Genomic DNA, 11,441 nt, shown 5'->3' on the forward strand with positions numbered 1-11,441 from the left:
GGTGGCCAGGCCCCGTAGCATCGTGATCCTGACCGGCGCCGGCATCAGCCGCGAGTCCGGTCTCGACACGTTCCGCGATCCGGGCGGGGTCTGGGACCGGGTGCGGATCGAGGACGTAGCCACGCCGGAAGCGTTCCGGCGCGATCCCGATCAGGTGCATGGCTTCTACAACGCCCGACGCGCGCAGTTGAACGCGGTGGCGCCGAACGCGGCGCATCGTGCGCTGGCCGAACTCGATTCCGCCTGGGACGGCGACCTGCTGCTGGTGACGCAGAACGTCGACGATCTGCACGAGCGCGCCGGATCGCGACGTCTTCTGCACATGCACGGCACGCTGCGACACCTGCGCTGCCTCGGCTGCGGCGCACTCCTGCCCTGGCTGGCAGCGGCTGACACGGAAACGCCCTGCCCTGCCTGCGATCAGAAGGCGCTGCGTCCAGACGTGGTGTGGTTCGGCGAGATGCCGCTGCACATGGATGCGATCCTGGACGCGCTCGCCGCCTGCGATCTGTTCGTTTCCATCGGCACCTCGGGCACGGTGTATCCGGCCGCGGGTTTCGTGGATCTGGCCGGCCGGCATGCCGACACGCTGGAACTGAATCTGGAACCCTCCGGCGGCGCGCTGTTCGACCGCTCCCTGTCCGGCCCCGCCACGGAGCTGGTGCCACGCTTCGTGGCCGATCTGCTGTCTTGAGCGACACCTCTGAACTGGATGCGCTGGTGCGCGAGGTGCGCGCCTGCACCGTCTGCGCGCCGCATTTGCCGCTGGGTCCGCGGCCGATCCTGCATGTGTCCACTACCGCGCGCATCCTGATCGCCAGCCAGGCGCCCGGCACCAAGGTGCACCAGAAGGGCCTGTCGTTCTGGGACGCGTCCGGCGACCGTCTGCGCGGCTGGCTCGGCATGGACAAGGAGCAGTTCTACGACACCAGCCGCGTCGCGATCCTGCCGATGGGGTTGTGCTATCCGGGCCGATTGCCGAACGGCGGCGATTGTCCGCCACGCCCGGAATGCGCGCCGCTCTGGCGGGAGCGGGTGCTGTCGCACCTCGCCGGGCTGCGCCTGACCCTGCTGGTCGGCTCCTACTCGCAACGCTACGTGCTGGGGCCTGGCTCGGTCACGGAGCGGGTGGAACAGTTCGAGCGCTATCTGCCCCGCTTCTTTCCCCTGCCGCACCCGTCCTGGCGCACCGGCGTCTGGGAAACGCGCAATCCATGGTTCGCCGAACGTGTTCTCCCTGCCTTGCGTCGGGAAATCGCACGGGCTTTCGCCGAGGATGATCGTTCCACGACAGCGACGATGTGAACGCGGGAAGGCGTGGCCCGACCTGGACATCGCCGCGCGATCCTGGCGATGATTCGGCAAAGATCGAGGATCACATATGAGCCAGAACGACGACATCAACCGGCTGCAACCCGAGGCGCGGCTGTCCGGCGCCGTTGTGCATGCGGGCATCGTGTATCTGGCCGGGCAGGTGCCGGACGATGCCGACGCCGATGCCGAAGCACAGACCGCCGACATCCTGGCCCAGATCGACGCCCTTCTGGCCGAAGCCGGCACGGATCGGAGCCGCATCCTGTCGATGCAGGTCTTCCTGGCCGATCTGGCCGATTACGATGCGATGAACCGCGCCTGGGATCGTTGGCTCGATCCAGCACACAAGCCGGCACGCATCACCGTGCAGGCGAAGCTGGCCGACCCGCGCTGGCGGGTGGAGATCACCGGCCTGGCCGCTTCCGGACGATGATCGAACCGGGCCAGGGCCTCCTCCAGCTCGGCGAACTCGCCCTCGCCTTCATTCTGTCCGCCCTGATCGGGCTCGAACGCGAAGTCCGTCAGAAAAGCGCGGGCGTGCGCACCTACACTTTGGTCGGCGTCTCGGCGGCCTTGTTCATGCTGGTCAGCAAGCACGGTTTCAATGACGTGCTGGTCTCGTCGCAGGTGGTGCTCGATCCGTCGCGCGTGGCCGCGCAGATCGTCTCGGGCATCGGCTTCATCGGCGGCGGCGTGATCTTCATGCGTCGCGACGTGGTGCGCGGCCTGACCACCGCCGCCTCGGTCTGGCTGACCGCGGCGATCGGCATGGCCTGCGGGGCCGGTCTGCTGCTGCTGGCGCTCGCCACCGTGGCCGGGCATTTCATCATCATGCTGGGCTTTCCGCCTCTGGTGCGCCGCCTGCGACGCTCGCGGCGCAGCAGCCACGACATCCAGCTCGACTACCAGGACGGCCGCGGCCTTCTTCGCGACATTCTGGTCGCCGCCACCAGCCTACGCTTCGCCATCGAGAAGGTGCATCTCACGGGCGAGGAGCCGGGCGACGAGGATGCCGATACCGGTCTGCCCTCGCGCGGCGTGGTCGGCATGCGTCTGCGCGTGAAGGGCAAACGGCCGGTCTCGCATCTGGTGGCGCGCCTCGCCGCGATCGATGGCGTCGTCACCGTCTCCAGCGGCGACGACAGCGATCTCGACTGAGCATCGCCCGGCGCGTCAGGCTCCCGGTTCGCCGATGCCGGGGGCCATCGCCTGGAACACGCCGTCGCGTCGCACCAGCAGGTGGAACAAGGCTGCGGCCAGATGCATCAGCACCAGAGCGAAGAAGGCGAAGGCCAGCAGGCGATGCGCGTTCCAGAGCAGCGTATGCAGCGCGTCGCTGTGCGGGGCGATCGGCGGCAGGGTGATGCCGAACACCGTGACCGGATAATCAGCCGCAGACAGCATGGCCCAGCCGAGCAGCGGCATCGCCAGCATCAGCCCGTAGAATGCCAGATGCGACAGGAAGGCGGCGAGACGCATCGGCGCCGGCAGATCGGACGGCAGGGCCGGCGCGCCGGAGCGCAGCCGGATGACGATGCGCAGGATCACCAGCAGAAGGATCGCCAGGCCGAGCGGTTTGTGGATCGATACCAGCGTCAGATGCGCGGGCGCGATGGTGGCCACCATGGCGACGCCGATGAACAGCATGGCCAGGATGGCCAGCGCCATCAGCCAGTGCAGGACGCGCTGGAGCAGCGTGAAACGGCCGGTCGCGACGATGACGGCGCTCATTGCGGCGCTCCCGTGATTTGGGTACGCGGATAATCGGCCGCTTCCGCGCTGCGCCGGTTGAAGGACACCGCATAGGCGGCGGAGCGCGCCGCCGGGAACGGATCGTCCGACACGGTCATGCCATCCGGCAGCACGGTCGGATCGTAGTTGATGTCGCGGCAGGGCCCGTCGGCTTCAGGCTCGATCCGGTCCACCACCAGCGTTCCGGCATCGATCGTCTGGCGACCATCCGGCCAGGGCTTGCTGGGATCGGCGGTCTGATCGCCTTCACCGGCCACGGTGAACTGCAGGGTCCAGCGCTGCGGCGCCGCCTTCACCCGGTCGGCGATCTCCGTTTCCAGCGCATCGGGCGCCGCGCTCTTGAGCGTGGCCGGGTCCACGGTCTGAACCGGGGCGGCGGGCAGCATCGACCAGCGCACCGTGCGGGTGACGCCGTTGCGGTCGGTGACGCGGAAGCTGTTCAGCCCGTTGTAGCGCTCTTCGGCATAGGAGCCGGTCCAGGGCCCCTTGGTCGCCCAAGCGCCGAAGGGGGGAAAGCCCGGATGCGCGGCGACGAAGTGCTGCATCGCGTCCTTGTTCTTGGAGCCGCTGGCGATCAGCAGGGCGTAGAAATCGGCCGGCGTGGATACGGGAAAGAACGGCGCGTTGATCATGGCGCTGCGCCATTCGCCAGGCTGGCCTGGACGGATATCGATGCTCATGCCGCGCACGCGCACGCTGTCGTCCGGTGCCGCGAAATGCGGCGTGCCGAGATTGAAGCGGCCGATCACCGGCCAGGAGGAACCCGCGGCGAACAGGTCGGCGCGGCTGATCGCCACGGCTTGGCCGTTGGGCTCGAACCGGCCCGTGAAGCAGATGCCCTTGGCGTGGTTGCGGCGATGGCCAAGCGCGTCCGGTGCCGGTTGGCCGAACGCGTTCACCAGCTTCACCGGGGTGAGGCGTGCCGGCGACAGGAAGCCCCCGGCATAGGCGAACGCGCCGCCGAGCACGAAGACGGCAGCGGCGATCCCCGCCAGCGGTACAAGCGGCAGGCGACGGGGCGGAGGCGGATCAAGAGGCATCGAACGTTTCCAATATGGCCGAGCGGCTTTGGAACGATGCTGCCGGGACCGGCGCTGTGAATGCAACGGGTTCCGACACGATGTGAAACGAATTTAGGATTGGGCAGCGGGATTCGAGCCGGGCCCGGCGCGTTTCCTCGCGATGATCTCGAGGAGACGAGCGAGAAAACCGGCTGCCTTCGGGCGCTCGCCCCGCGCCCTAACCCTGGCGCTCGTCCCGCCCGCGCAGACGCCGCCCCAGCGCCAGCTCCGTCACCACGCCATGCAGCGTGCGCAGCTCCTGCTCCGTCACCTCGCCGCGCTGGAAGAAGTGGCGGAGGTTGCGCACCATGCCGGGGCGCTTGGGCAGGTTGCGCAGAAAGCCGCACGCATCCAGCTCGCGGATCAGATGACCCATGAAATTCTCCAGCTCGCCCTTGGTGGCGACATGGGTCTCGTTGGTCATCAGCGAGCGCGGCGGCGTGTCGTCGGCCGCCACCCACCACTCGTATGCCATCACCATCACCGCCTGGGCGAGGTTCAGCGACGAGAAGCCGGGATTGAGCGGGTAGCGGATCAGCGCGTCGGCGCGGGCCATGTCCTCTGTGTCGAGGCCAGCGCGCTCCGGGCCGAACAGGATGCCGGCGCGGAGGTCGCGCCCGCAGATGGCGCGCAACTCCGCCGCGCCGCCGCGCGCGGTCAGCACCGGCTTCACCACATGGCGTGGACGCGGACAGGTGGCGAAGACGTGGTGCAGGTCCGCCACCGCGTCGTCCACGTCCGGATGGACCGTCGCTTCCTCCAGGATCCGGTCGGCGCCGGACGCGGACCGCCAAGCCCGTTCCTGCGGCCAGCCGTCGCGCGGCGCCACCAGACGCAGATGGAACAACCCGCCATTGGCCATCGCGCGCGCCACGCTGCCGACATTCTCGGCAAGCTGCGGCCGCACCAGGATCACCACCGGGCTGTTGCCGATCGGCGCCAGCGGCGCTCCGCCATCGCGCCCGGTCATGCCCGATACTCCCCTGCGCCCATCGCGCGACTTTCTCCGGCGCGCATCATGCGATCGTTTCTGGCGCGCATCATGCGCGACGCCACGTCGTGCCGCCGGGACCGTCCTCGAGCAGCACGCCCTGGGCCAGGAGTTCGGCCCGGATCGCGTCGGCGCGGGCGAAATCCCGCGCCTTGCGCGCGGCGAGACGATCGGCGATCGCCTGTTCCACCGCCTCCGCGTCGATCCCGGCCTGGAACCACGCCGCCGGATCAGACTGCAACAGGCCCAGCAACGCACCGCTCGCACGCAGCGCCGCGCCGGCCTGTGCGTCGCCGGCCAGAGCCGCATCGGCTAGGCGGTGCAGCACGGCGATGGCGCCGGGCGTGTTCATGTCCTGGCACATGCAGTCGAGGAACGCCTCCGGCACCACGGCCGAAGCCTCCGCAGCACCGGACCGTTCGATGGCGCGATAGAACCGGTCCAGCGTGCGGCGTGCCTCGGCCAGACCCTCGCGGGTGAAGTTCAGCACCGAGCGGTAATGCGCGCCGAGCAGCAGAAGACGCAGCGCCTCCGCCGGATGCTCGGCCAGGATCTCGCGAATGGTGAAGAAATTGCCGAGGCTTTTCGACATCTTCTCGCCATCCACCAGCAGCATGGCGTTGTGCAGCCAGTAGCGGGCGAAATGCGAACCGGGAAAGCCGCACAGGCTCTGCGCGCGCTCGTTCTCGTGGTGCGGAAACAGCAGATCGTCGCCGCCGCCATGGATGTCGAAATCCTCGCCCAGATAGCGATGCGCCATGGCCGAGCATTCGATATGCCAGCCGGGACGCCCCCTGCCCCACGGGCTGTCCCAGCCCGGAAGCTCGGGACTGGACGGCTTCCACAACACGAAATCGCCCGGATCGCGCTTGTAGCTCGCCACCTCGACACGCGCCCCGGCCACCAGCTCCTCCGGATCGCGCCCGGATAGCGCGCCGTACTCGGCGAAATGCGCCACCTGGAACAGCACATGCCCATCCGCCGCGTAGGCGTGGCCCGACGCAATCAACCGTTCGATCAGCGAAATCATCTCGCCGATATGATGCGTGGCGCGCGGCTCCACGTCCGGCGGCAGAACGCCGAGAGAGGTCAGATCAGCGTGAAAATCGGCGATGGTGCCTTCGGTGAGCTGCTCGATGGCGATGCCGCGCTCGGCGGCGCGCGCGTTGATCTTGTCGTCCACGTCGGTGATGTTGCGAACGAAGGTAACGCGCGGATAAAGCTGCCGCAGCAGGCGCACCAGGATGTCCGCCGACAGCATCGCGCGCAGATTGCCCAGATGCGCCAGGTCGTACACGGTCGGGCCGCAATAATAGAGCCGGACATTCTCCGGATCGATCGGCACGAACGGCGCGGTGCGCCTCGTCTGGCTGTCATGCAGGGTGAGTTGCGGCATGGCGGTTTTTTGCGTCATCGACGCGAAGCGGGCAAGCACTGTCGGATGGCGACCGAAACAACCTCCCTTCCCACGGCGCGGCCGCAAACGGCGTCGCGCGGCGCGACCGACGAAGTGCGTGCCCTGCTCGGGATCGCCGTTCCCCTGGCCGTGGTCAGCCTGAGCGAGATCGCCATGGGGCTGACCGACACCATTCTGCTGGGCGGGATCGGCGAGCGCGCCGTGGCCGCGGGCGGCATGGGCGGCACCTTGTTCTTCACCGTGGGTGCCACGCTGCAGGGCGCGCTGATGGCGGCGGGCGTCCTGTCGGCGCAGGCGCGCGGCGGCGGACGGGCGCACGAGGCCGCCAGCCTCTACGGCACGGCGGTGATGTTCGGGCTGCTACTCGCCCTGCCCGCCTTCGCCCTGTTCTCGTTCATCGAGCCGATCCTGTTGGCGATGGGCGAGGCACCGTCTCTGGCCCACGATGTCGGCACCTATCTCGGAATCCTGCGCTGGGCGACGCCGGCCTTCGTCGCCGGGATCGGGGTGATGCGGGCGATGCTGCCGGCGATCGGCCAGGAGCGCCTGCTGCTGCGGGTGACGCCTGCGATGGCGGTGGCCAACGGCGTGCTGAACTACGCTCTGATCAACGGCGCGTTCGGCCTGCCGGCGCTGGGACTGCGCGGTTCCGCTCTGGCCAGCACGCTGACGCTCTGGTGCACGGTGCTGTGCCTGTTCTCCCTGCTGCATGGCAGCCGCAGGCGCCGCACCCTGATCACGCCGCCGTGGCCGGATTGGCGCCGCATCCTGCCGATGCTGCGCGTGGGCCTGCCGATCGCCGGCACCATCGCCGCGGAAACCAGCATGTTCTCCGTGGCGTCGCTTCTGGCCGGCCTGTTCGGCGCCGCGGCGCTGGCGGCGCATCAGATCGTGCTGGCGATCGGCACCTTCACGTTCATGGTGCCGATGTCGATCGGTCAGGCGGCCAATGTCCGCACCGGTCTCGCCACCGGCGCCGGCGATCCGTCCTGGGTGCGTCGGGCGGGTCTCGTGGCGATCGGGCTGGCGGCCGGTTTCATGGCGGCGATCGGCGTGGTGCTGCTTCTGGTGCCGGGACCGATCATCCATGGGTTTCTCGATCCGCACGTCGTGGCGAATGCGCGGGCGATCGGGCTGGCCGGGACGCTGATGGCGGTGCTGGCGCTGTTCCAGGTGGTGGACGGCACCCAGGCGGCGGCGATCGGCGCCTTGCGCGGGATGGGCGATACGCGCGTGCCGATGCTGCTGGCGCTGTTGGGATATTGGGTCGTGGCGCCGGCTTTGTGCTGGGGCTTGGCGTTCCGGCTCGGCTGGGGCGTGCTGGGGATCTGGGTGTCGCTGGCGGGCGGTCTGGCGTCTGTGGCGGTGATGATGACGGTGCGGTTCCTGCGCGTCACCGCTCGGCCGCGAGCCTGACCGGGAAGACCGTGTCCGGCTCACCTGGCGTGGAGACGAGAGCATCCAGGCTCGACATCACGCGCTTCGCATTTTCCGCGCAGTCGATTCCGTCCGGCCGGGCCTCGATCTCATCGACGAGCGCGACCAGCGTGTCGCCGGTCCGACCCAACTGCGCCCGCATCGCCTCGATCGCGTCGATCCTGTGCCGCAGCACCCCGAGCAGCTTGGGATGGTCCCAGCGCTGGAGATCCTCGGGCAGCAGGATGCGGATTTCGTCCAGGGTGAATCCAGAGCGCTGCGCCGTGGTGATCACACGCAGGATCGACACGGTTTCCGGCGGGTAGGAACGGAAACCGTTCGGCAGACGCTCCACCGAACGCAGCAGGCCGATGCTCTCGTAGAAGCGGATACGCGATGCGGTCAGGCCACTCCGTCGCGCCAGTTCGCCGATCCTCATCTCGCGCCTCCCGCTGTTTTCCAAGCCGGCATGACAGCGACGCCCCAGGTTCGTCCAGCCCGCTCTTCAGCGCGCTTGACCCTCAACTTCGGTTGAACGCTAGCCTGTCGCACGCGATCCGCTCCCGGATCGCGTCGCCGGACGGAGGGCTTTGCATGGGTTTCGTGACCACGACAGACGGTGTCGACCTGTTCTTCAAGGATTGGGGACCGAAGGATGCCCAACCGGTGATGCTCCATCACGGCTGGCCGTTATCCTCCGACGACTGGGATGCACAGATCCTGATGCTGCTGCAGAACGGCTTCAGGGTCGTGGCGCATGATCGCAGGGGACACGGGCGGTCCAGCCAGACCAGCGACGGGCACGACATGGACCATTACGCCGCCGATGCGGCGACGGTGGCCGCGCATCTCGACCTGCGTCGCGCCATCCATATCGGCCATTCCACCGGCGGCGGCGAGGTTGCGCGCTACGTGGCGCGCCATGGAGAGCCCAACGGCCGCGTGGCCAGGGCGATCCTGATCGGCGCCGTGCCGCCTCTGATGCTGAAGACCGACGGCAATCCGGATGGGACGCCGCGGGAGGTGTTCGACGGGTTCCGCGCCGCCCTCGCTGCCAATCGCGCCCAGTTCTATCTCGACGTACCGAACGGCCCCTTCTACGGATTCAACCGCGACGGTGCGCAGCGCAGCGAGGGCACCGTACAGAACTGGTGGCGCCAGGGCATGGGCGGCGGGTTCACCGCGCAGTACGAAGGCATCGCCGCGTTCTCGGAGACTGACCAGACCGAGGATCTCCGGGCGATCTCGGTGCCGACCCTGGTGCTGCATGGCGAGGACGATCAGGTCGTGCCCATCGCCGCGTCGGGCCTCAAATCCGCGGAACTGCTGCGCAACGCGACACTGAAGACCTATCCCGGCTTTCCGCACGGCATGCACACCACGCAGGCCGACGCCATCAACGCCGATATTCTCGCCTTCATCCGAGGTTGAGGGGCGCCCCCATGACCAGACGAATCCTGCACGTCGTCACCAATCGCGCGCATTACGACGAGCCCTCACATCCCACCGGGCTGTGGCTGTCCGAACTCAGCCACGCCTGGGACGTGTTCGCCGAACGGGGCTTCGTGCAGGCGCTCGTCAGCCCGGCCGGTGGGGTGGTGCCGCTCGAACCTCGTGCACTGAAATGGCCGTTGCTCGACCGCTCGGCGAAACGATGGCTCGCCGACCCGGCGCGTATGGCGTTGCTGCAGGACACGGCACGGCCGGACGCGATCGATCCTGCCGCGTTCGCGGCGATCTTCTTTACCGGCAGCCATGGCGTGATGTGGGATTTTCCGGACAATGCGGGCATCCAGGCGATCACCCGTTCGATCTGGCTGGCGAACGGCGTCGTGTCCGCCGTCTGCCACGGCTATTGCGGCCTGCTGAATACGACCCTGCCCGACGGGACGAAGATCGTCGCCGGGCGCCGGGTCACGGGCTTCTCCTGGAACGAGGAGATCCTGGCCGGCGTGCGGGCCGGGATGCCCTACAATGCCGAGGCGGAAATGAAGCGGCGCGGGGCACGGTATTGCAAAGCGACGCTGCCCTTCGTGCCGCATGTGGAGACGGATGGGCGGCTGATCACCGGCCAGAACCCGGCTTCGGCGCGGGCGACGGCGCGGGCTGTGGTCGGCGCCTTGGTCTGATCGGCGCACTGGCTTTTCGCTCTTGAGCTTCAAGTTGACTTCAACATTAGGGTTTGCCGACCCTGATGCCGGAGAAGCTCGATGTCTCTGTTCTCGCCGCTTACCCTGCCCAATGGCGCAGTGATTCCATGCCGCATCGCCAAGGCGGCGATGGAAGAGAACATGGCGGATGACCGGCACGGGCCGTCGGACGCCTTGATCCGGCTCTACCGACGCTGGGCCGATGGGGGCGCCGGATTGATCGTCACCGGAAACGTCATGGTCGATCGACGCGCCATGACCGGTCCGGCCGGAGTCGTGCTTGAGGACGATCGCGCGTTGAGCCGCTTCCAGGCCTGGGCGGCGGCCGGTCGCGCCGGCGGCGCACAGCTTTGGATGCAGCTCAATCATCCCGGCCGGCAGATGCCGGCGATCCTCGGACAGGAAACGGTCGCCCCTTCGGCCGTCGCCTTGCAACTGGGGCGTCAGTCGAGCCGGTTCTCCCTCCCTCGTGCGCTGACGGAGGCAGAGATCGAAGCGATCTCCCTCCGCTTCGTTCACGCCGCCGCTTTGGCCGAGCGCGCCGGCTTCACCGGGGTTCAGGTTCATGCCGCACACGGCTATCTCCTGAGCCAGTTCCTGTCGCCCTTGACCAACCGGCGGGACGATCGCTGGGGCGGCACGCCGGAAAGCCGCGCCCGGCTGCTTCTGCAGATCGTGCGGGCGATCCGGGAAACGGTCCGTCCGGATTTCTGCGTGTCGGTCAAGCTGAACTCGGCCGACTTCCAGCGCGGCGGTTTTGCCGTGGAGGATGCGCGCACCGTCGTGTCGATGTTGAACGACGCGGGTGTCGATCTGGTCGAGCTGTCCGGCGGAAGCTACGAGGCCCCGGCGATGACGGGTGGTGCGCGAGACGACGGTACGCTGGCGCGCGAGGCCTATTTTCTGGACTTCGCGCGGGAGATTGGCGGCATCGCCAGGATGCCGTTGATGGTCACCGGGGGAATACGCCGGCGAGCCGTGGCCGACCGCGTCCTGACGCGTGGCATCGATATGGTCGGCATGGCGACCGCATTGGCTGTCGAACCTGACCTGCCGGCTCGCTGGAGACAGGGCGAGGACAGCGCGCCCGCGCTGCGTCCGGTCCGGTGGAACAACAAGGCGATCGCATCAGCCGCTCAACTGGCGATGGTGCGGGTCCAGTTGCTCCGTCTCGGCGCTAACAAGCGTCCCCAGCCTCATGTACTGCCGCTGTCAGCCCTGATCCGGTCGCAGGCGCAGGCAAGACGCCAGTCGAGGCGTTACCGGCGCTGGATGGCGGGTCAGCCAGTCCCGGTAGCCAGCTGACACAGCCTCCCCAAATAAAAACGCCTGCGGCGGCT

General features: G+C 68.2%; 13 protein-coding genes. 8 read left to right on the forward strand and 5 right to left on the reverse strand.

The window, feature by feature from the left end; translation table 11 throughout:
• The first annotated feature begins 1 nt into the window (after window position 1).
• The 4 genes from ACZ5BM_RS03350 to ACZ5BM_RS03365 all read left to right on the forward strand — a co-directional run bounded on the left by ACZ5BM_RS03350 (window position 2) and on the right by ACZ5BM_RS03365 (window position 2,472).
• Window positions 2-694, forward strand: a complete 693-nt coding sequence (locus tag ACZ5BM_RS03350; RefSeq protein WP_498909945.1) for an NAD-dependent deacylase — start codon at window positions 2-4, stop codon at window positions 692-694.
• Entirely contained in the window at window positions 691-1,305 is a 615-nt protein-coding gene (locus ACZ5BM_RS03355) for a uracil-DNA glycosylase family protein (RefSeq protein WP_498909947.1), read from the forward strand. Before ACZ5BM_RS03350 ends, ACZ5BM_RS03355 begins: the two co-directional genes overlap by 4 nt.
• Before the next feature lie 76 nt (window positions 1,306-1,381).
• Window positions 1,382-1,747 carry a RidA family protein gene (locus tag ACZ5BM_RS03360; protein WP_498909949.1) on the forward strand — a complete coding sequence of 122 codons (366 nt, stop codon included), beginning with the start codon at window positions 1,382-1,384 and terminating at the stop codon, window positions 1,745-1,747.
• The gene (locus ACZ5BM_RS03365; protein WP_498909950.1) at window positions 1,744-2,472 is read left to right on the forward strand and encodes an MgtC/SapB family protein; all 729 of its coding nucleotides are present in this window, start codon (window positions 1,744-1,746) and stop codon (window positions 2,470-2,472) included. The genes ACZ5BM_RS03360 and ACZ5BM_RS03365 overlap by 4 nt, the downstream gene beginning before the upstream one ends.
• 15 nt (window positions 2,473-2,487) lie before the next feature.
• On the opposite strand, the gene ACZ5BM_RS03370 is transcribed toward ACZ5BM_RS03365, so the two are convergent.
• The 4 genes from ACZ5BM_RS03370 to cysS form a co-directional block, all read right to left on the reverse strand.
• A complete protein-coding gene (locus ACZ5BM_RS03370) occupies window positions 2,488-3,045 on the reverse strand; it encodes a cytochrome b (protein ID WP_498909952.1) in 558 nt (185 codons plus the stop codon).
• A complete protein-coding gene (locus tag ACZ5BM_RS03375; RefSeq protein ID WP_498909954.1) occupies window positions 3,042-4,106 on the reverse strand; it encodes a catalase family peroxidase in 1,065 nt (354 codons plus the stop codon). The genes ACZ5BM_RS03370 and ACZ5BM_RS03375 overlap by 4 nt, the downstream gene beginning before the upstream one ends.
• 199 nt (window positions 4,107-4,305) lie before the next feature.
• Window positions 4,306-5,097 carry an RNA methyltransferase gene (locus ACZ5BM_RS03380; protein WP_498909955.1) on the reverse strand — a complete coding sequence of 264 codons (792 nt, stop codon included), beginning with the start codon at window positions 5,095-5,097 and terminating at the stop codon, window positions 4,306-4,308.
• A gap of 70 nt (window positions 5,098-5,167) precedes the next feature.
• Complete coding sequence (gene cysS, locus ACZ5BM_RS03385) at window positions 5,168-6,514, reverse strand: cysteine--tRNA ligase (RefSeq protein WP_498911465.1); 1,347 nt, start codon at window positions 6,512-6,514, stop codon at window positions 5,168-5,170.
• A 45-nt stretch (window positions 6,515-6,559) separates the two neighbouring features.
• Here cysS and ACZ5BM_RS03390 point away from each other — a divergent pair, with 45 nt between their 5' ends.
• Window positions 6,560-7,951 (forward strand): MATE family efflux transporter, encoded by a 1,392-nt coding sequence (locus ACZ5BM_RS03390; RefSeq protein ID WP_498909956.1) that lies wholly within the window; start codon window positions 6,560-6,562, stop codon window positions 7,949-7,951.
• Here the strand turns inward: ACZ5BM_RS03390 and ACZ5BM_RS03395 are convergent.
• Window positions 7,929-8,390 carry a MerR family transcriptional regulator gene (locus ACZ5BM_RS03395; RefSeq protein WP_498909958.1) on the reverse strand — a complete coding sequence of 154 codons (462 nt, stop codon included), beginning with the start codon at window positions 8,388-8,390 and terminating at the stop codon, window positions 7,929-7,931. The two genes, ACZ5BM_RS03390 and ACZ5BM_RS03395, sit on opposite strands and share 23 nt — an antisense overlap.
• A 155-nt stretch (window positions 8,391-8,545) precedes the next feature.
• Here ACZ5BM_RS03395 and ACZ5BM_RS03400 point away from each other — a divergent pair, with 155 nt between their 5' ends.
• From ACZ5BM_RS03400 to ACZ5BM_RS03410, 3 genes are all read left to right on the forward strand, one after another.
• The gene (locus tag ACZ5BM_RS03400) at window positions 8,546-9,382 is read left to right on the forward strand and encodes an alpha/beta fold hydrolase (RefSeq protein ID WP_498909959.1); all 837 of its coding nucleotides are present in this window, start codon (window positions 8,546-8,548) and stop codon (window positions 9,380-9,382) included.
• 11 nt (window positions 9,383-9,393) lie between these two features.
• On the forward strand, window positions 9,394-10,080 hold the full coding sequence (locus tag ACZ5BM_RS03405) for a type 1 glutamine amidotransferase domain-containing protein (RefSeq protein ID WP_498909960.1): 687 nt from the start codon (window positions 9,394-9,396) through the stop codon (window positions 10,078-10,080).
• An 81-nt stretch (window positions 10,081-10,161) separates the two neighbouring features.
• Window positions 10,162-11,406: an NADH:flavin oxidoreductase/NADH oxidase family protein gene (locus ACZ5BM_RS03410; RefSeq protein ID WP_498909961.1), complete on the forward strand. Its 1,245-nt coding sequence runs from the start codon at window positions 10,162-10,164 to the stop codon at window positions 11,404-11,406.
• The last annotated feature ends 35 nt before the right edge of the window (window positions 11,407-11,441 follow it).

The organism is Lichenicola sp. GTC18331 (assembly GCF_055386855.1).

What these genes read in the sequence shown, in the direction of transcription:
- ACZ5BM_RS03360 (WP_498909949.1), top strand. Translation starts at nt 1,382, where the DNA reads ATGAGCCAGAACGACGACATCAACCGGCTGCAACCCGAGGCGCGGCTG.
- ACZ5BM_RS03365 (WP_498909950.1), top strand. Translation starts at nt 1,744, where the DNA reads ATGATCGAACCGGGCCAGGGCCTCCTCCAGCTCGGCGAACTCGCCCTC.
- ACZ5BM_RS03370 (WP_498909952.1), bottom strand. Translation starts at nt 3,045, where the DNA reads ATGAGCGCCGTCATCGTCGCGACCGGCCGTTTCACGCTGCTCCAGCGC.
- ACZ5BM_RS03375 (WP_498909954.1), bottom strand. Translation starts at nt 4,106, where the DNA reads ATGCCTCTTGATCCGCCTCCGCCCCGTCGCCTGCCGCTTGTACCGCTG.
- ACZ5BM_RS03380 (WP_498909955.1), bottom strand. Translation starts at nt 5,097, where the DNA reads ATGACCGGGCGCGATGGCGGAGCGCCGCTGGCGCCGATCGGCAACAGC.
- cysS (WP_498911465.1), bottom strand. Translation starts at nt 6,514, where the DNA reads ATGCCGCAACTCACCCTGCATGACAGCCAGACGAGGCGCACCGCGCCG.
- ACZ5BM_RS03390 (WP_498909956.1), top strand. Translation starts at nt 6,560, where the DNA reads ATGGCGACCGAAACAACCTCCCTTCCCACGGCGCGGCCGCAAACGGCG.
- ACZ5BM_RS03395 (WP_498909958.1), bottom strand. Translation starts at nt 8,390, where the DNA reads ATGAGGATCGGCGAACTGGCGCGACGGAGTGGCCTGACCGCATCGCGT.
- ACZ5BM_RS03400 (WP_498909959.1), top strand. Translation starts at nt 8,546, where the DNA reads ATGGGTTTCGTGACCACGACAGACGGTGTCGACCTGTTCTTCAAGGAT.
- ACZ5BM_RS03405 (WP_498909960.1), top strand. Translation starts at nt 9,394, where the DNA reads ATGACCAGACGAATCCTGCACGTCGTCACCAATCGCGCGCATTACGAC.
- ACZ5BM_RS03410 (WP_498909961.1), top strand. Translation starts at nt 10,162, where the DNA reads ATGTCTCTGTTCTCGCCGCTTACCCTGCCCAATGGCGCAGTGATTCCA.